General features: G+C 71.4%; 18 protein-coding genes. 14 read left to right on the top strand and 4 right to left on the bottom strand.

Annotation, left to right across the window (positions count from 1 at the left end; genetic code table 11):
• Positions 1 to 41: 41 nt before the first annotated feature.
• Positions 42 to 1,004, bottom strand: coding sequence for a COX15/CtaA family protein (locus tag ABZT87_RS09130; protein ID WP_354860391.1), 963 nt, complete (start codon positions 1,002 to 1,004; stop codon positions 42 to 44).
• 194 nt (positions 1,005 to 1,198) lie between these two features.
• Between ABZT87_RS09130 and ABZT87_RS09125 the strand changes: the two genes are divergently transcribed.
• From ABZT87_RS09125 to ABZT87_RS09080, 10 genes are all read left to right on the top strand, one after another.
• Positions 1,199 to 1,900, top strand: coding sequence for a transcriptional regulator (locus tag ABZT87_RS09125; RefSeq protein WP_354860404.1), 702 nt, complete (start codon positions 1,199 to 1,201; stop codon positions 1,898 to 1,900).
• A complete protein-coding gene (sufB, locus tag ABZT87_RS09120) occupies positions 1,897 to 3,327 on the top strand; it encodes a Fe-S cluster assembly protein SufB (RefSeq protein ID WP_354860393.1) in 1,431 nt (476 codons plus the stop codon). Before ABZT87_RS09125 ends, sufB begins: the two co-directional genes overlap by 4 nt.
• Before the next feature lie 97 nt (positions 3,328 to 3,424).
• Positions 3,425 to 4,567, top strand: coding sequence for a Fe-S cluster assembly protein SufD (sufD, locus tag ABZT87_RS09115; RefSeq protein ID WP_354860395.1), 1,143 nt, complete (start codon positions 3,425 to 3,427; stop codon positions 4,565 to 4,567).
• Positions 4,567 to 4,893, top strand: a complete 327-nt coding sequence (locus tag ABZT87_RS09110) for a non-heme iron oxygenase ferredoxin subunit (RefSeq protein WP_355134682.1) — start codon at positions 4,567 to 4,569, stop codon at positions 4,891 to 4,893. The genes sufD and ABZT87_RS09110 overlap by 1 nt, the downstream gene beginning before the upstream one ends.
• On the top strand, positions 4,893 to 5,666 hold the full coding sequence (gene sufC, locus ABZT87_RS09105) for a Fe-S cluster assembly ATPase SufC (protein ID WP_151489655.1): 774 nt from the start codon (positions 4,893 to 4,895) through the stop codon (positions 5,664 to 5,666). The genes ABZT87_RS09110 and sufC overlap by 1 nt, the downstream gene beginning before the upstream one ends.
• A 20-nt stretch (positions 5,667 to 5,686) precedes the next feature.
• Positions 5,687 to 6,991 carry a cysteine desulfurase gene (locus tag ABZT87_RS09100; RefSeq protein ID WP_355134680.1) on the top strand — a complete coding sequence of 435 codons (1,305 nt, stop codon included), beginning with the start codon at positions 5,687 to 5,689 and terminating at the stop codon, positions 6,989 to 6,991.
• Positions 6,992 to 6,993: 2 nt separating this feature from the next.
• Complete coding sequence (sufU, locus tag ABZT87_RS09095; protein WP_355135374.1) at positions 6,994 to 7,467, top strand: Fe-S cluster assembly sulfur transfer protein SufU; 474 nt, start codon at positions 6,994 to 6,996, stop codon at positions 7,465 to 7,467.
• 73 nt (positions 7,468 to 7,540) lie between these two features.
• Entirely contained in the window at positions 7,541 to 8,050 is a 510-nt protein-coding gene (locus tag ABZT87_RS09090) for a metal-sulfur cluster assembly factor (protein WP_355134678.1), read from the top strand.
• Positions 8,051 to 8,390: 340 nt separating this feature from the next.
• Positions 8,391 to 9,017, top strand: a complete 627-nt coding sequence (locus tag ABZT87_RS09085) for a LysE family transporter (protein ID WP_355134676.1) — start codon at positions 8,391 to 8,393, stop codon at positions 9,015 to 9,017.
• Positions 9,018 to 9,123: 106 nt separating this feature from the next.
• The gene (locus tag ABZT87_RS09080) at positions 9,124 to 9,792 is read left to right on the top strand and encodes an acVLRF1 family peptidyl-tRNA hydrolase (RefSeq protein WP_355134674.1); all 669 of its coding nucleotides are present in this window, start codon (positions 9,124 to 9,126) and stop codon (positions 9,790 to 9,792) included.
• A gap of 68 nt (positions 9,793 to 9,860) precedes the next feature.
• Here the strand turns inward: ABZT87_RS09080 and ABZT87_RS09075 are convergent, their stop codons facing one another.
• Positions 9,861 to 10,775 (bottom strand): neutral zinc metallopeptidase, encoded by a 915-nt coding sequence (locus ABZT87_RS09075; RefSeq protein ID WP_355134672.1) that lies wholly within the window; start codon positions 10,773 to 10,775, stop codon positions 9,861 to 9,863.
• A 246-nt stretch (positions 10,776 to 11,021) separates the two neighbouring features.
• Here ABZT87_RS09075 and ABZT87_RS09070 point away from each other — a divergent pair, with 246 nt between their 5' ends.
• The gene (locus tag ABZT87_RS09070) at positions 11,022 to 12,626 is read left to right on the top strand and encodes an ABC-F family ATP-binding cassette domain-containing protein (RefSeq protein ID WP_354861729.1); all 1,605 of its coding nucleotides are present in this window, start codon (positions 11,022 to 11,024) and stop codon (positions 12,624 to 12,626) included.
• A 17-nt stretch (positions 12,627 to 12,643) separates the two neighbouring features.
• On the opposite strand, the gene ABZT87_RS09065 is transcribed toward ABZT87_RS09070, so the two are convergent.
• Positions 12,644 to 13,228 carry a cadmium resistance transporter gene (locus ABZT87_RS09065; RefSeq protein ID WP_355134670.1) on the bottom strand — a complete coding sequence of 195 codons (585 nt, stop codon included), beginning with the start codon at positions 13,226 to 13,228 and terminating at the stop codon, positions 12,644 to 12,646.
• A gap of 212 nt (positions 13,229 to 13,440) precedes the next feature.
• Between ABZT87_RS09065 and ABZT87_RS09060 the strand changes: the two genes are divergently transcribed.
• The 3 genes from ABZT87_RS09060 (at position 13,441) to ABZT87_RS09050 (ending at position 16,573) form a co-directional block, all read left to right on the top strand.
• Entirely contained in the window at positions 13,441 to 13,668 is a 228-nt protein-coding gene (locus ABZT87_RS09060; RefSeq protein WP_007462679.1) for a helix-turn-helix domain-containing protein, read from the top strand.
• Between the two features lie 46 nt (positions 13,669 to 13,714).
• Positions 13,715 to 14,482: an enoyl-CoA hydratase/isomerase family protein gene (locus ABZT87_RS09055; protein ID WP_354861732.1), complete on the top strand. Its 768-nt coding sequence runs from the start codon at positions 13,715 to 13,717 to the stop codon at positions 14,480 to 14,482.
• 114 nt (positions 14,483 to 14,596) lie between these two features.
• Positions 14,597 to 16,573, top strand: a complete 1,977-nt coding sequence (locus ABZT87_RS09050) for an ABC transporter ATP-binding protein (RefSeq protein WP_355135372.1) — start codon at positions 14,597 to 14,599, stop codon at positions 16,571 to 16,573.
• A 4-nt stretch (positions 16,574 to 16,577) separates the two neighbouring features.
• Here the strand turns inward: ABZT87_RS09050 and ABZT87_RS09045 are convergent, their stop codons facing one another.
• A complete protein-coding gene (locus ABZT87_RS09045) occupies positions 16,578 to 17,066 on the bottom strand; it encodes a hypothetical protein (protein ID WP_355134668.1) in 489 nt (162 codons plus the stop codon).
• Positions 17,067 to 17,222 lie beyond the last annotated feature (156 nt).

The following is a 17,222-nucleotide window of genomic DNA, read 5'->3' as shown; positions in this document are numbered from 1 at the left end:
AGCGCACCGCGACCTCTCCGATGTCGCGCGGGCGCGGGGGTTCAGGCGGTGACCGGGACGGCTTCGGCCTCGGTCGCGGTGGCCTGCGGCGCCGGGGCGGCCGGGCGGCGTTCGCGGGTGGACCACTGCACGGCGAGGGCGGCCAGCAGCACCAGGCACGAGCCGAGCATGTGCGCGCCGACCAGGACCGCCGGCACCTGGGTGAAGTACTGCACGAAGCCGATGAGCCCCTGACCCAGCTCCACCGCGAGCAGGACGACGGCGGCCCGGGTGGCCCGGGCCGCGCCGACCGCGCGGAACGCGAAGATCAACGCCACCGACAGGCCGATCAGCAGGAAGACGCCGTCGGCGTGCACCTGGGAGATCGACTCCGGGTCCAGTCCGTTGCGGGCCGCGCCGTGGTCGCCGGCGTGCGGGCCGCTGCCGGTGACCCAGGTGCCGATCACCAGCACCGCGACGGTGACGCCCGTGGTGACCCGGGCCAACGTGCGCAGGGGCGAGGGCACCACGGCGACCGTCGGGGCGTCCGGTTCGTCGACCCGCCGCCAGAGGGCGTACGCGGCGGCGATCACCGCCATCGAGGCGAGGAAGTGCAGCCCGACCACCCACGGGTTGAGGTTGGTGAGCACCGTGATGCCACCGATCACCGCCTGGGCGGGAATGCCCAGGAAGACGGCGACGGCGAGGGTCAGCAGCCCGCGGCGGCGCGGCCGGTGTGCCAGGACGGCCAGCACGGTGGCCAGCGCGATCAGGCCAACCGCGAAGGTCAGCATCCGGTTGCTGAACTCGATCACCCCGTACACGCCCATCTCGGGCGTGGTGACGTACGAATCGTCGGTGCACCGGGGCCAGGTGGGGCAGCCGAGGCCCGAGGCGGTCAGCCGGACCGCCCCGCCGGTGACGACGATGCCGACGTTCGCGATGATCGAGGCGAGCGCGAGGCGGCGCAGCAGGAGACCGGAGACCGGACGGACGATGCGGTTCACGGCGCAAATCCTACGCACCGTAGTGATCGAGGTTCGTCCGACTCCGCAGGGTCGGTGGTTCGGATCACCGGGGCCCGGGTTTGCCACCCTCCGGGTAATTACGTAACGTTGGTGTTGTGAAAAACGCGGCGGCGCTCTCCGGGCACCAGCCGACGGCTGCCCAGGCCGTCGGCGCGTCCGCGTCCGCCCTCGTCGGGGCCTCGTCGTCCGCGCTGGGCGGCGCCGCGACAGAGATCTCCACCCGGGACCGCGTCACCCAGCTGCTGCTGGAGCGGGGCGCGACCACCGCCGCGCAGCTCGGTCTGGCGCTCGGCCTGAGCCCGGCGGCGATCCGCCGGCACCTGGACGCGATGCTCGCCGACGGTGACGTTGTCGCCCGCGAGCAGACGGTGCAGGGCAGCCGCGGTCGGGGGCGTCCGGCCAAGGTCTTCGTGCTCACCGAGGCGGCCCGGGTCCGCTGTGGCACACACCACTACGACAACATGGCCACCGCCGCGCTGCGCTGGATCGCCCGCAGCGGAGGCCCGGACGCGGTCGAGGCGTTCGCCACCGAGCAGGTGTCCGCGCTGGAGTCGCGCTGCCGCGCCGCCATGGAGGACGCCGGCGACGACCCCCTCGCGCGAGCTGAGGCACTCGCCGGAGCGCTCACCGCCGAGGGTTACGCTGCCAACGCGACCACGATCGCCTCCGGCGGCCAGCTCTGCCAGCACCACTGCCCGGTGGCGCACGTGGCCGCCGAGTTTCCCCAGCTGTGCGAGGCCGAGACCGCGGTGATCTCCCGTCTGGTCGGCACCCACGTACAACGCCTGGCCACCATCGCGCACGGCGACGGGGTGTGCACCACGCACATCCCGACCCAGCCGGGCCGCGCCCAATCCGGTAATCCCGTCACCACTGTGAGGACAGATAGATGACCGAGCAGATCGTCCAGCCCCTGACCCAGGAAGAGCAGCTCGCCGCCCTGGGTCGCTACGAGTACGGCTGGTCCGACCCGGACGCCGCCGGGGCGGTCGCCCAGCGCGGCATCAACGAGGCGGTGGTGCGGGACATCTCGGCCAAGAAGAACGAGCCGGCCTGGATGCTCGACCTGCGCCTCAAGGGTCTGCGGCTGTTCGGCCGCAAGCCGATGCCGGCCTGGGGCGCGGACCTCACCGGCATCGACTTCGACAACATCAAGTACTTCGTGCGGTCGACCGAGAAGCAGGCCACCAGCTGGGAGGACCTGCCCGAGGACATCAAGAACACCTACGACCGGCTGGGCATCCCGGAGGCGGAGAAGCAGCGGCTGGTCGCCGGTGTCGCGGCGCAGTACGAGTCCGAGGTCGTCTACCACAAGATCCGTGAGGACCTTGAGGAGCAGGGCGTCCTCTTCCTGGACACCGACACCGCGCTGCGCGAGCACGAGGACGTCTTCAAGGAGTACTTCGGCACGGTCATCCCGGTCGGCGACAACAAGTTCGCCGCTCTGAACACCTCCGTGTGGTCCGGCGGCTCGTTCATCTACGTGCCGAAGGGCGTGCGCGTGGACATCCCGCTGCAGGCCTACTTCCGGATCAACACGGAGAACATGGGCCAGTTCGAGCGGACGCTGATCATCGTCGACGAGGGTGCGTACGTGCACTACGTCGAGGGCTGCACCGCGCCGCTCTACTCCTCGGACTCGCTGCACAGCGCGGTCGTGGAGATCATCGTCAAGAAGAACGCGCGCTGCCGGTACACGACCATCCAGAACTGGTCGAACAACGTCTACAACCTGGTCACCAAGCGCGCCGTCTGCCACGAGGGCGCGACCATGGAGTGGGTCGACGGCAACATCGGCTCCAAGGTGACCATGAAGTACCCGGCGGTCTACATGACCGGCGAGCACGCCAAGGGCGAGGTGCTCTCGGTGGCGATGGCCGGCGAGGGCCAGCACCAGGACGCGGGCGCCAAGATGGTGCACGCCGCGCCGCACACCTCCTCGACGATCGTGTCGAAGTCGATCGCCCGTGGCGGCGGCCGCACCTCGTACCGCGGTCTGGTGCAGGTGCTGGAGGGCTCGCATCACAGCCGGAGCACGGTCAAGTGCGACGCGCTGCTGGTCGACACCATCTCGCGCTCGGACACCTACCCGTACGTCGACATCCGCGAGGACGACGTGTCGATGGGCCACGAGGCGACGGTCTCCAAGATCAGCGACGACCAGCTCTTCTACCTGATGAGCCGGGGCCTGAGCGAGGACGAGGCGATGGCCATGATCGTGCGTGGCTTCATCGAGCCGATCGCCAAGGAACTCCCGATGGAGTACGCCCTGGAGCTGAACCGCCTGATCGAGCTTCAGATGGAGGGCGCGGTCGGCTGACGCCGCCTCCGCCCGGCCACGGACGGGCCCGGACCCGGTACGCCGGGTCCGGTCCAGCCCGCTTTGACCCTCCGATCCATGACAGACCAAGGAAGACATGACTACCCAGGCTTCCGCGCCGCCCAGCACCAAGTCGCAGGCGCTGCGCTCGTACGACGTCGCCGACTTCCCGGCCCTCACCGGCCTGGAGGAGGAGTGGCGTTTCACCCCGCTCAAGCGGCTGCGCGGCCTCAGTGGCGACGCGCAGGCCGGCGCCGGCACGGTCCGGCACGAGTACGGCGAGCTGCCCGAGGGCGTGGCCATCGAGCGCATCGGCACCGACGACCCGCGGGTGGGCAGCGTGCTCACCCCGGTCGACCGGGTCAGCGCGCTCGCGTACGGCGGCGCCGGGCAGGCGCTGCTGCTCTCGGTGGCGAGCGATGTCGTGGTGGGCGCCCCGGTGAGCGTGCGGGTGGTCGGCGACGGCGGCGAGGGTCTGGCCTTCGGGCACACCTTCGTCGAGGTGGGCCGATTCGCGGAGCTGACGCTGGTGCTGGAGCACGTCGGCTCGGCGACCCTGGCCGACAACGTCGAGGTGTCGGTGGGCGACGGGGCCAAGCTGACCCTGGTCACCGTGGCCGACTGGGCGCCGGACGCGGTGCAGGCGCAGCACCTCAAGTTCAAGCTCGGCCGGGACGCTCGGGTGACGCACGTGCAGGTGAGCCTGGGCGGTGACCTGGTGCGCCAGTTCACCAGCGTGGAGTACACCGGCCGGGGCGGCGAGGCCGAGCTGTACGGGGTCTACTTCGCCGACGGCGGCCAGCACCTGGAGCACCGCCAGCTGGTCGACCACTCCGTGCCGGACTGCCGCAGCTACGTCGGCTACCGGGGCGCCCTGCAGGGCGCGGACGCGCACACCGTCTGGGTGGGCGACGTGCTGATCCGGGCCGAGGCGACCGGCACCGACACGTACGAGATCAACCGGAACCTGCTGCTCACCGACGGCGCGCGGGCGGACTCCGTACCCAATCTGGAGATCGAGACCGGCGAGATCGCCGGCGCGGGCCACGCCAGCGCGACAGGCCGCTTCGACGACGAGCAGTTGTTCTACCTGATGGCCCGGGGTATCCCGGAGAGCGAAGCCCGCCGCCTGGTGGTCCGCGGCTTCTTCGCCGAGCTGATCAACAAGATCCCGGTGGAGTCGCTGCGCGAGCGCCTGGGCGACGCGATCGAGGCCCGGCTGGCCAAGGCGGGCGCTTGATGATCCGGATCTGCTCCGCCGAGGACGTGCCGAAGGGCACCGCGATCAGCGCGGATGTCGACGGCACCCCGATCGCCCTGGTGCACGGCGAGGACGGCAACTTCTACGCCGCGTACGACGAGTGCTCGCACGCCTCCGTCGCCCTCTCCGAGGGTGAGGTCGACGGCTGCACGCTGGAGTGCTGGCTGCACGGCTCGCGCTTCGACCTGCGCACCGGCGCGCCGACCGGCCTGCCCGCCACCGAACCCGTCCCCGTCTACCCCGTCGAAGTCCGCGACGGCGACATCTACCTCAGCCTGACGCCGAGTAATGGAGTGACCCGATAATGAGCACCCTGGAGATCCGCGACCTGAAGGTGTCGGTCAAGCTGCCCGAGGGTGAGCTCAAGCCGATCCTGGCCGGTGTCGACCTGACCGTGAAGTCGGGTGAGACCCACGCGATCATGGGCCCGAACGGCTCCGGCAAGTCCACCCTGGCGTACTCGATCGCCGGCCACCCCAAGTACGAGATCACCGGCGGCTCGGTGACCCTCGACGGCGAGGACGTGCTGGCCATGACGGTCGACGAGCGCGCCCGCGCCGGCCTCTTCCTGGCCATGCAGTACCCGGTCGAGGTGCCCGGCGTCTCGGTGGCCAACTTCCTGCGCACCGCGAAGACCGCCATCGACGGCGAGGCGCCCAAGCTGCGCACCTGGGGCGGCGAGCTGCGCGGCGCTATGGAGCGCCTCCAGATGGACCCGGCGTTCGCCCAGCGCAACGTCAACGAGGGCTTCTCCGGCGGTGAGAAGAAGCGGCACGAGATCGTCCAGCTCGAGCTGCTCAAGCCGAAGATCGCGATCCTCGACGAGACCGACTCCGGTCTCGACGTCGACGCGCTGCGCGTGGTCAGCGAGGGCGTCAACCGGGTCCGCGACACCGGTGACACCGGCGTGCTGCTGATCACCCACTACACGCGGATCCTGCGCTACATCAAGCCGGACTTCGTGCACGTCTTCGTGGCCGGCCGGATCGTCGAGCAGGGCGGCCCGGAGCTGGCCGACAAGCTCGAAGCCGAGGGCTACGAGCGGTACGCCGCCGGGGCCGGCACGGCCAAGGCCTGAGTGGGGAAGGCGCTGCCGAGATGACCAGCATCGCGATCCCCGAGGGGATGCCGCAGTACGACGACGTGCCGCGTTTCGACGTGGCCCGGGTACGCGCCGACTTCCCGATCCTCGATCGGGAGATCAACGGGCACCCGCTGGTCTACCTCGACAGCGCCAACACCTCGCACAAGCCCCGTCAGGTGCTCGACGTGCTCGACGAGCACTACGCGCGGCACAACGCCAACGTGTCGCGCTCGGTGCACACCCTGGGCACCGAGGCCACCGAGGCGTACGAGGGGGCGCGGGCCAAGATCGCCGCGTTCATTCACGCGCCGAGCGTCGACGAGGTGGTGTTCACCAAGAACTCCACCGAGGCGATCAACATCGTGGCGTACGCCTTCTCGAACGCCTCGCTGCGCCCGGACGGTGACCCCCGGTTCCGGCTCGGCCCCGGCGACGAGGTGGTGATCTCCGAGATGGAGCACCACTCGAACATCGTCCCGTGGCAGCTGCTGTGCGAGCGCACCGGCGCGACCCTGCGCTGGTTCCCGGTCACCGACCAGGGCCGGCTGGACGAGTCGGGCCTGGAGGACCTGGTCACCGAACGGACGAAGATCGTCTCGTTGGTGCACGTGTCGAACATCCTGGGCACTGTCAACGCGACCTCCCGGATCACCGCGCGGGTCCGTGAGGTGGGCGCGCTGCTGCTGCTGGACTGCTCGCAGTCCGTGCCGCACCTGCCCATCGACGTGGTCGACCTGGACGCCGACTACATCGTCTTCACCGGCCACAAGATGTGCGGTCCGACCGGCATCGGAGTGCTCTGGGGTCGCGGTGAGCTGCTGGCGGCGATGCCGCCGGTGATGGGCGGCGGCTCGATGATCGAGACGGTCACCATGGCCCGCTCGACGTTCGCCGCGCCGCCGGCCCGCTTCGAGGCGGGCACCCCGCCGATCGCCGAGGCGGTCGCGCTCGGTGCGGCGGTCGACTACCTGACCGGCGTCGGGATGCGGGCCATCCAGTGGCACGAGAAGGAGCTGACGGCGTACGCGCTGGACGCTCTCGGCTCGGTGCCCGACCTGCGGATCTTCGGCCCGACCGTGCCGATCGGGCGCGGCGGCACCATCTCGTTCGCGCTGGGTGACGTGCACCCGCACGACGTGGGTCAGGTGCTCGACTCGCTCGGCGTGCAGGTGCGGGTGGGCCACCACTGTGCCAAGCCGGTGTGCAGCCGGTTCGGCGTCCCGGCCATGACCCGGGCCTCGTTCTACCTCTACACCACCACCGAGGAGATCGACGCCCTGGTGGGCGGTCTGGAGCAGGTGCGGAAGGTGTTCGACTGATGGTGCAACTCGACCAGCTCTACCAGGAGATCATCCTGGACCACTACAAGCATCCGCACGGCCGTGGCCTGCGCGACGCCGACGATGCGGCCGATCAGGTCGCGGAAGCGCACCACGTCAACCCGACCTGCGGCGACGAGATCACCGTCCGGGTGGCCACCGACGGCGACGTGCTGCACGACATCTCGTACGACGGGATGGGCTGCTCGATCAGCCAGGCCTCGGCGAGCGTGCTGCACGAGTTGCTACGCGGGCGGGGCGCTGGGGAAGCATTCGAGGTGCACGAGGCGTTCGTGGAGTTGATGTCCGGACGTGGCCAGGTCACGCCGGACGAGGACGTGCTCGGTGACGGGGTTGCTTTCGCGGGTGTGGCCCGCTACCCCGCCCGGGTCAAGTGCGCGCTGCTGCCGTGGATGGCGTTCAAGGACGCCGCGGCACGCGCCGGCGTGGGCGTGGGCCCGGAGGTGAAGGCGTGAGCGAGCGTCAGCGAGCGATTTCCAGCAGCACTGTGGTGCCGGGTGGCATCACGAAGCGAACCGGAGGGACGGCATGAGCGAGAACACCGCTACCGCGGCGACGCCGGAGGCCGGTGACGCCACCGCGGCGCCGCAGACCGACGCCGTGACGACCGACGGAGCCGCGACGACCAACGCCGCTGCGACCGACGGCGCTGCGACCGACGCCGCTGCGGCCCCGGGTGCCGGCGACGCCGCCACCTCGACGGGCGGCGTCAGCAAGGCCATGATCGCCGACATCGAGGAGGCGATGAAGGATGTCGTCGACCCCGAGTTGGGCATCAACGTGGTCGACCTGGGCCTGGTGTACGGGGTGCACGTCGACGACGAGAACGTCGCGACCCTGGACATGACGCTCACCTCGGCGGCCTGCCCGCTGACCGACGTGATCGAGGACCAGGCCCGGCAGGCGCTGACCACCGGCCCGGGCGGCGGCCTGGTCAACGACATCCGGATCAACTGGGTGTGGCTCCCGCCGTGGGGACCGGACAAGATCACCGACGAGGGTCGGGACCAGCTCCGTTCCCTGGGCTTCAACGTCTGACGCACCGATCCTCGAGGGCGCGGCACCCACCCGGGTGCCGCGCCCTCGTTCCGTCGGGGTCAAGCGGCCAGCTCGACAGCTCGCACGTTTCTGCAGCTAGCAGGAGTGTCGCCTTGGTGGCAGCAGAGCAAAGCGTCCGACGCGGGCGGTCGCCTGCCGGACGAAGGTCACCAGACGTCACCGGTCCTCCCAACGAAAAACCGCTGGTCCGATCGGGCCGGTCGGCGCACGATGGGCGGGTGATCGAGGCGTACCCGAAGCAGGCTCCTGTCCGTGCGGCCACCGCCGCACGCCGACAGCGGACCGGCTCCGGGCGTGCCTCGACCCGCTACCGACCGTCGTGACCGCCGCGTTCCTCGCTGGGCTGGTCGCCGGCTACGGCGTCGCCGTGCCGGTCGGCGCGATCGCGGTGCTGGTCCTCGGGCTCAGTGCGCGTACGTCGTTCCGGGTCGGCGCCGCCGGCGCGCTCGGTGTGGCCACCGCCGACGGGTTCTACGCCACCATCGCGGTGCTCGGCGGCGCGGCGATCGCCGGGCTGATCGCGCCGGTCGCCGGGCCGCTGCGGGTGGTCGCGGCCGTGGTGCTGCTTGCGCTCGCTGCGCACGGCGCGTGGCGGGCGCTGCGCCCGAGGCCCACCGCCACCGCGCCGAGCGTCGGGCGGGGGATGGACACGCCGGTCCGGGCGTACGCGGGCGTGCTGGCGCTGACCCTGCTCAACCCGGCCACCGTGGTCTACTTCGCGGCGCTGGTGTTCGGCCGCGGCGACACCGCCGAGGCCGGGCCGGTGGCCGCGGCGCTCTTCGTGCTCGGCGCGTTCGTCGCCTCGGCGAGCTGGCAGCTGCTGATCGCGGGCGGCGGCACCCTGGTCGGGCGGCTGTTGGCCGGCCCGCGTGGGCGGCGCGCGACGGCGCTGGCGTCCGGCATGATCATTGCTGGCCTTGCGGTCGTCGTCCTGCTGGGTCGATAGCGGCCCGACCTCCGTCGTTTTCCCGGCCGCACTGGATCTGCCCGCCTCACCGGGACCAGGTGCGGGGCGACCGCCTCCGGCCGGCGCCGTGCCGTACGGTCGGATCATGAGCAGCCGACCCGCAGCCGGCGGCGGCCGGTGGGTCGAGGTGGCCCCCGGCCGGATCGCCCGCTGGGTCGAGGGCTTCACCGACCGGCACGGCCCGCCCACCACGACCGTCGAGGGGTACGGGCTGCGGCTGGCCGCCCCCGACGGTGCCACCGCCGAGCTGCACGCACCACCGGGCGCGCCGTCCGCCGCCGACCTGGCCGGATTCGTCGCCGCGGCGACCGCGCCCCGCCGGCTCGGGCTGCTGCTGGCCCGCAAGGGTTCGGTGGCGGTGGGCGTCGCGGCGGGGGAGGAGCTGGAGGTGTCCAAGGTGGACACCCGGTACGTGCAGGGACGCACGGCCGCCGGTGGCTGGTCGCAGCACCGCTTCGCCCGGCGGCGGGACAACCAGGCGAAGGCGGCACTCGGTGAGGCGGCCGACCTTGCCGTACGGCTCCTGCTGCCGGAGGCCCGGACGCTGGCGGCGCTGGTCTGCGGCGGTGACCGGCGGGCGGTGGACACCGTGCTGGCCGACCGGCGGTTGGCCCCGCTTGTCGCGCTGCGCGCGGAGCGACTGCTCGACGTGCCCGAGCCCCGGCACGCGGTGCTGGTGGAGGCGATCGCCGCGGCGCGCGCGGTCCGCGTCCTGGTCCGCGACCCCGACCCGGCGGCCCCACCGCCGGGCTGAGTCGGGCGGGGACGGCGGCGGCCGCCGGGCGGGTGCCCGGCGGCCGCGGTGGCGCGTTGGTGCGCCGGTCAGAGGTTGCCCGCGAAGGTGTCGCAGGTCTTCGGGTCGCCGCTGTTGTAGCCCTGCTCGAACCACTTCTGCCGCTGGGCGGCGGTGCCGTGGGTGTACGAGCTCGGGTCGTTGCCCCGGCCGGACTTCTGCTGAATGGCGTCGTCGCCGATCGCGCCGGCGGTGTTCACCGCGTCCTGGATGTCCTGCTGGCTGATCGACTTGAAGATCGCCTGGTTGTTCTTCGACTTGGTCTCGGTGGCGTGGTTGGCCCAGGCGCCCGCGAAGCAGTCCGCCTGCAACTCCAGCCGGACCGAGCCGGAGGTGGGCCCGGTCTTGCCGTCCTGCGCCTTGGCCTCGGTGCCGAGCAGGTCCTGCACGTGGTGGCCGTACTCGTGCGCGAGAACGTACGGCTGGGGGAACTCGCCGTTGACGCCGAACTCGGACTTGAGCGTGTCGTAGAAGGTCAGGTCGATGTAGACGTGCTTGTCCGCCGGGCAGTAGAACGGGCCGACACCCGAGTCGGCCTGACCGCAGCCGGTGTTCACGCTGTTGCTGAAGAACCGGGTGGTGACCGGTTGGTACTGGTCGCCGAACGCCTTCGGCATGGCGTCCTTCCAGTAAGCCTGGATGGAATTGATGTAGAGGGTGTTGCGGCAGTCCTCGGTCTTGGTCGCGCTCGCGGAGCACTCGGCGTCCAGGCTGGAGTTGTCGGCCGGCTGGTCGCTGCCGCCTCCGCCGCCGAGCTGGCTGAGCCCGAACCCGCCACCGGCCAACGCCAGCACGACGGCGATGATGATGCCGATCAGGCCGCCGCCCCGGCCGCCGCCCCCGGGGATCGGGATCCCGAGGCCTCCGCCCCCGCCGCCTCCGCCGGATCCACGCATGTCCTCTACCTGACTGGTGTCGACCTGCGCGTTCTCGTTCAGCTCCATCGTGACCTCGATCGCGTGAAATGTCCTGTGATACGCCGTCAGCGCCGGACCGGGTCCGGACGGCGGTTCGGTACCCGATGATCTTGATTGGTAATCCAGCCCGGCCGCTCGACCCGCGCCCCGGTACACTTGTCCCCGTGCCGCGCTGCGAAGGCTGAACCGCCCCGCGCCGACGGGCCCACCGCCCGCCGGCGCTTTCGCGTGCCCTGAGTCAGCCTTCCAGACCCCGAGAGCGAGTCCCACGAGATGATCACTGCCACCGGCCTGGAGCTGCGTGCCGGCTCCCGGATCCTGCTGTCCGACACCACGCTGCGCGTGCAGCCCGGTGACCGGATCGGCCTGGTCGGCCGCAACGGCGCCGGCAAGACCACCACCCTGAAGGTGCTCGCCGGCGAGGGGCAGCCGTACGGCGGGCAGATCGACCAGCGCAGCGCCATCGGCTACCTCCCGCAGGACCCGCGCACCGGCGACCTGGAGGTCACCGGCCGCGACCGGGTGCTCTCCGCCCGTGGCCTGGACGTGCTGATGGCCCAGATGAAGGAGATCGAGGCCCAACTGGCCGAGGACGCCAGCGACAAGCTGGTCCGCCGCTACGGCGCGCTGGAGGACCAGTTCGCCGCCCTGGGCGGGTACGCGGCCGAGGCCGAGGCCGCCCGGATCTGCGCCAACCTGGGGCTGCCGGACCGCGCGCTCGCCCAGACCATCGGCACCCTCTCCGGCGGTCAGCGCCGCCGCATCGAGCTGGCCCGGATCCTGTTCCGCGACGCCGGTGAGAACGGCGGCGGCATCCTGCTGCTCGACGAGCCGACGAACCACCTCGACGCGGACTCGATCACCTGGCTGCGCGGCTTTCTCGCCAACCACAAGGGCGGCCTCATCGTGATCTCCCACGACGGCGCGCTGCTGGAGTCGGTGGTCAACAAGGTCTGGTTCCTCGACGCCACCCGAAGCGTGATCGACGTCTACAACCTGGGCTGGAAGGCGTACCTGGAGGCCCGCGAGACCGACGAGCGCCGCCGCCGCCGGGAGCGGGCCAACGCGGAGAAGAAGGCCGGCGCGCTGATGGCGCAGGCCGACAAGATGCGGGCCAAGGCCACCAAGACCGTCGCCGCGCAGAACATGGCCCGCCGCGCCGAGAAGCTGATCTCCGGCCTGGAGGAGGTGCGCGTCGCCGACCGGGTGGCCAAGGTGCGCTTCCCCAGCCCCGCCCCGTGCGGCAAGACGCCGCTCACCGCGACCGGCCTGTCCAAGTCGTACGGCTCGCTGGAGATCTTCACCGACGTCAACGTCGCGGTGGACCGGGGTTCCCGGGTGGCCATCCTCGGGCTCAACGGCGCCGGCAAGACGACGCTGCTGCGGATGCTCGGCGGGCTGCTCACCCCGGACACCGGCGAGGTGCACGCGGGGCACGGGCTGCGGTTGGGCTACTACGCCCAGGAGCACGAGACGCTGGACGTGGAGCGGACGGTGCTGGAGAACATGCGGGCCGCCGCCGTCGAGCAGTCCGACACCGACCTGCGCAAGATCCTCGGCGCGTTCCTGTTCTCCGGCGACGACGTGAACAAGCCGGCCGGGGTGCTCTCCGGCGGCGAGAAGACCCGGCTGGCGCTGTCCACCCTGGTCTGCTCCGGCGCCAACGTGCTGCTGCTCGACGAGCCGACGAACAACCTCGACCCGGTCAGCCGCGAGCAGGTGCTCGACGCGATTGCCAACTACCCGGGCGCCATCGTGCTGGTCACGCACGACCCGGGCGCGGTGCTCGCGCTCAAGCCCGACCGCGCGATCCTGCTGCCCGACGGCGACGAGGACGCCTGGAGCGACGACCTCCTCGAACTGGTCGAGCTGGCCTGACCGGCCCGGCCCGGGCCTCAGCCGAGCAGGTCCAGCAGCCGGCCGAGCACGCCGGAGCTGACCAGGATCACCACGCCGATGGCGACGAAGATCGCCGGCACCAGCCAGTGGCCGGCGCGCTCCACCAGCCGGACCACCCGGCGGTGCCCACCCAGCCAGGCCGCGGCGGCGCACCACAGGCCGACGAGCACCACGAAGACCAGCAGGAAGACCGCGCTGTCGCCGGGGCCGAGAGCCCGGAACACGGGTACGTAGACGGCCACGTTGTCGGCGCCGTTGGCGATGGTCACCCCGGCCACGCCGAGTGTCCCGGTGACGACCGTGGCCGGCTCGTCGTCGTCCGAGCCGCGCAGCGCGATCGGCAGCAGGCCGAGCAGCCCGGTCCACGGGTCCGGCACGACCAGCAGCCCGGCGGCGACCACCGCGCTGGCCAACGCGAGCGCGCCGATGCCGAGGTACTGGCCGGCGACGATCTGCCAGGTGCGGGGCCGGCCGGTGGTGCGGGCCGCCACGAAGAACAGCGTGAGGATGACGATGTCGTCGATGTCGGTGGCGGCGAAGACCACCGCCGCTCCGGCCGCCGTACCCAGCAGGTCGATCACGCCCGGGAGCGTACGGGCCGAGGCGTCGCCGCTCGGCGGTGGCCCTTCCGGACGGTGTGCCGGGACCGATCGCGAGGATCACTCTATCGGGAAGCTGACATTGCATAGCGTGTCGGTTGGCGAAGAGTTGATATCTGGCGCATGATCGTCCGAGGCGGTCTAATAGGTGGGACCGTATCCGAACCGCACAGTCTGGGACGTGAGGACACAGCATGGCAGCCACTGGCACAGCCACCAGCACTGAGAAGGGTCGCCGGATCGTCGGAGCCGAGCGTCAGACGCTCGCCAAGGACCTGGTAAAGCGGTACACCTCGGGGGAGAGCATCCGCGCGCTGGCGGCCTCGACCGGCCGTTCCTACGGGTTCATTCACCGAGTGCTCACCGAGTCCGGGGTTCAGCTGCGTCAGCGCGGCGGTGCCCGGCGCCGCAAGAAGGCGTGACCCGCCCCTTCGCGTCGTTCACCAGCGCCGCGCCCCGGGCAGCCCGGTGACCGCCGAGGCGACCGGGGTTCGGCTGACCTGCGACGGGCCGGTTGCCACGGTGACGTTGTGCCGGCCCGACGTGCTCAACGCCCAGACGCCGGCGATGTGGCGCGCGATGAGCGACTTCTCCCGCGACCTGCCCGGCGACGTCCGGGTGGTGGTGGTGCGTGGCGAGGGGCGTGCGTTCTCCGCCGGCCTCGACCTCGCGGTTGCTGGCGCCTCCGGCCCGGGGTCGTTCGCCGAGTTGGCCACGCTGCCCGAGCAGGAGTGCGCCGACCAGATCGCGGCGTTCCAGGCCGGCTTCACCTGGCTGCACCGGCCGGACGTCATCTCCGTGGCCGCAGTGCAGGGGCACGCGATCGGCGCCGGTTTCCAGCTCGCGCTGGCCTGTGACCTGCGGGTCCTGGCCGCCGACGCGAAGTTGTCGATGGCCGAGGTGACCCTCGGGCTGGTGCCCGACCTGGCCGGCACGAAGCGCCTCGTCGAGCTGGTCGGCTATTCCCGGGCGCTGGAGATCTGCGCGACCGGCCGCCGGCTGGACGCCGCCGAGGCGGACCGGATCGGCTTGGCCACTCTTGTCGTACCACCGGCCGAGCTGGACGGCGCGGTCCGTGACCTGACCGCGGGCCTGCTGGCCGGGGCCCGCGACGCGGTGGTGGAGATCAAGGCCCTGCTCGCCGGCGCTGCGGGGCGGTCGCACGCCGACCAGCAACGCGCCGAGCGGGAGGCGCAGACCCGCCGCCTGCGGGATCTGACCGGCCGAGGAGAATAGTAAGGACCGTACGGGAAGATCCGGGTTACGACCGAGGTTGTCAGAGTCGTCGGGAGAATTGACCTGACGTGTGTGGTCCACCCGACGACCCGGAGGTGAGCGGTGTCCAACCCGATGTCCGGCGGTGGCATGGCCGGGTGGAGCATGCTCCGGTCGATGCGTAACCGCGACGAGGTCTCCACCCACCGGCTCAAGCACGGCGTGGCCCGCCGCATCGTGGCCTTCGCCCAGCCCTACCGGCGCGACATCATCGTCTTCCTGGCCACCGTGGTGCTGGCCGCCATCATCGGCGTGGCCACGCCGGTGCTCGCCGGTGACGTCATCAACGCGATCAACCGGGGCGGCAGCGAGGCCGGCCGGCTCGTGGTCCAGCTGGCCCTGTTCATCGCCGGGCTGGCGGTCGCCGACGCGCTGCTGTCGCTGGCCCAGCGGTGGTATTCGGCCCGCATCGGCGAGGGCATCATCCTCGACCTGCGTACCCGGGTCTACGACCACGTGCAGCGGATGCCGCTGCAGTTCTTCACCCGCACCCAGACCGGCGCCCTGGTCAGCCGGCTCAACAACGACGTTCTGGGCGCCCAGCGGGCGTTCACCTCCACCCTGTCCGGTGTGGTCAGCAACGTCATCCAACTGGTCCTCACCGCCGCGGTGATGTTCACCCTCTCCTGGCAGATCACCGCGCTCTCGCTGGTGCTGCTGCCGATCTTCATCATCCCGGCGCGACGGGTCGGGCGGCGGCTGGCCGACATCACGCGCGAGGCGTACAACCTCGACGCCAAGATGAGCGCGACCATGACCGAGCGGTTCGGGGTGGCCGGCGCGCTGCTGGTGAAGCTGTTCGGCCAGCCCGAGATCGAGGCCCGCCGGTTCGCCGACCGGGCCGAGCGGGTGCGTGACATCGGCATCCAGTCCGCCATGTACTCCCGGACGTTCTTCGTGGCGATGCTGCTGGTCGCCTCGCTGGCGCAGGCGCTCACCTACGGCCTCGGCGGGTGGCTCGCCGTCACCGGCGGCGTCAGCGCGGGCACCGTGGTGACCCTCGCGCTGCTGCTCACGCGGCTGTACGGGCCGCTCACCGCGCTCTCCAACGTCCGGGTGGACGTGATGAGCGCGCTGGTCTCCTTCGACCGCGTCTTCGAGGTGCTCGACCTCGAACCCGGCATCGTCGAGAAGCCCGACGCGGTGCCGGTGCCCCGCGGCAACGGTCGCGTCGACTTCCGCGACGTCCGCTTCCGCTACCCGAGCGCCGCCGAGATCTCCCTCGCGTCGCTGGAGGAGGTCGCCACCCTCGACCGGACCGTCAACGAGCCGGTGCTCAAGGGCGTCTCGTTCAGCGTCGAGCCGGGGCAGATGGTCGCCCTCGTCGGCCCGTCCGGCGCCGGCAAGTCGACGCTGTCCATGCTCATCTCCCGCATCTACGACGTCACCGACGGCCAGGTGCTGGTCGGCGGGACGGACGTGCGCGACGCCACGCTCGCCTCCCTGCGCGACGAGATCGGCGTCGTCACCCAGGATTCGCACCTGTTCCACGAGACGATCGCCGAGAACCTGCGCTACGCCAAGCCGGACGCCACCGACGACGAGATCTGGGCGGCGCTCGCCGGCGCCCAGGTCGCCGACCTCGTCCGGTCGCTGCCCGACGGGCTGGACACCACGGTGGGCGAGCGCGGCTACCGCTTCTCCGGCGGCGAGAAGCAGCGCATCGCCATCGCCCGCCTGCTGCTCAAGGCCCCGTCGATCGTGATCCTCGACGAGGCGACCGCACACCTGGACTCGGAGAGCGAGGCGGCCGTGCAGCGGGCGCTGTCGGTGGCGCTGGCCGGGCGTACCGCCCTGGTGATCGCGCACCGGCTCTCCACCGTCCGCGACGCCGACCAGATCCTCGTGCTCGACGGCGGGCGGATCGTCGAGCGGGGCCGCCACGACGAGCTGGTCGCGGTCGGCGGGCTCTACGCCGAGCTGTACCGCACCCAGTTCGCGGTCGCCGACTCGCCCCGGCCCTTCGCGGACGCGACCGGCTCCGAGCCGGTGGTCATGCCCCTGGGCACGTACGTCGCCGACGAGGCGATGCCACCCGCCGCCGCCAACTGACCCGTCAGGTGCCGATCGGGGGGTGCGGCGAGTCGATCGTGCGCACGCCCCGCGAGCGCAGCAACGCGTTGACCCGGTCGGTGATCTGCCGGTCGGGCTTGCGCAGCATCCAGATGCGACTCACGAGGACCGCGCTGTTGGGGCCGGGCACGTCCCACGGCCCGCCGTTGGGGTAGACAGTCAGGGCGACCTGACCGAAGCCCGGCCGGGTCAGGCCAGCTTCGCGGATCTCCTCCCATCGGTAGCGGCGAGTGACCCGGCCACGGCGCCGAATCCACAGTCCGGTCTCGTCGGCCAACAGGGCGTCGCCCCGCTGTCGCCAGGCCACCACCACCGTGGTGAGCAGAAGAGCGACCGGTACGAACGGGAAGGTGGGCGCCAGCCAGACGCCAGCGGCGACCAGCGCGGCGAGCGCACCGAGCGGGACGAGGACCGCGGGCCACAGCCGCGAGGCGAGCAGCTCCTCCAGCCCAGGCTTGCAGTCGTCGGCCATGTGGCGTTCGTTCCCAGTCCACGATGGAACGAACCTGTCGATCATGGTGCGGGGGCCAGTGGAAGCGGCAGCCCAGGAGTGGGTTACTCGGCTACGAACACACCCACGCCCCCGAGCGTTGATCGACTCGGGTTCCTGGAATCGGGGGTGTCCCGG

The organism is Micromonospora sp. NPDC005237 (assembly GCF_040607775.1).
Classification (GTDB): domain Bacteria; phylum Actinomycetota; class Actinomycetes; order Mycobacteriales; family Micromonosporaceae; genus Micromonospora.
The sequence above is the reverse complement of the archived record's forward strand: the minus strand, read 5'-3'. Positions and strand labels throughout refer to the sequence as shown.

Excerpts from the sequence above, each read along its gene's own strand:
- ABZT87_RS09090 (WP_355134678.1), top strand. The coding sequence starts at position 7,541 with ATGAGCGAGAACACCGCTACCGCGGCGACGCCGGAGGCCGGTGACGCC.
- ABZT87_RS09060 (WP_007462679.1), top strand. The coding sequence starts at position 13,441 with ATGGCAGCCACTGGCACAGCCACCAGCACTGAGAAGGGTCGCCGGATC.
- sufD (WP_354860395.1), top strand. The coding sequence starts at position 3,425 with ATGACTACCCAGGCTTCCGCGCCGCCCAGCACCAAGTCGCAGGCGCTG.
- ABZT87_RS09050 (WP_355135372.1), top strand. The coding sequence starts at position 14,597 with ATGTCCGGCGGTGGCATGGCCGGGTGGAGCATGCTCCGGTCGATGCGT.
- sufB (WP_354860393.1), top strand. The coding sequence starts at position 1,897 with ATGACCGAGCAGATCGTCCAGCCCCTGACCCAGGAAGAGCAGCTCGCC.
- ABZT87_RS09080 (WP_355134674.1), top strand. The coding sequence starts at position 9,124 with ATGAGCAGCCGACCCGCAGCCGGCGGCGGCCGGTGGGTCGAGGTGGCC.
- ABZT87_RS09075 (WP_355134672.1), bottom strand. The coding sequence starts at position 10,775 with ATGGAGCTGAACGAGAACGCGCAGGTCGACACCAGTCAGGTAGAGGAC.
- ABZT87_RS09100 (WP_355134680.1), top strand. The coding sequence starts at position 5,687 with ATGACCAGCATCGCGATCCCCGAGGGGATGCCGCAGTACGACGACGTG.
- ABZT87_RS09045 (WP_355134668.1), bottom strand. The coding sequence starts at position 17,066 with ATGGCCGACGACTGCAAGCCTGGGCTGGAGGAGCTGCTCGCCTCGCGG.
- sufC (WP_151489655.1), top strand. The coding sequence starts at position 4,893 with ATGAGCACCCTGGAGATCCGCGACCTGAAGGTGTCGGTCAAGCTGCCC.
- ABZT87_RS09070 (WP_354861729.1), top strand. The coding sequence starts at position 11,022 with ATGATCACTGCCACCGGCCTGGAGCTGCGTGCCGGCTCCCGGATCCTG.
- ABZT87_RS09110 (WP_355134682.1), top strand. The coding sequence starts at position 4,567 with ATGATCCGGATCTGCTCCGCCGAGGACGTGCCGAAGGGCACCGCGATC.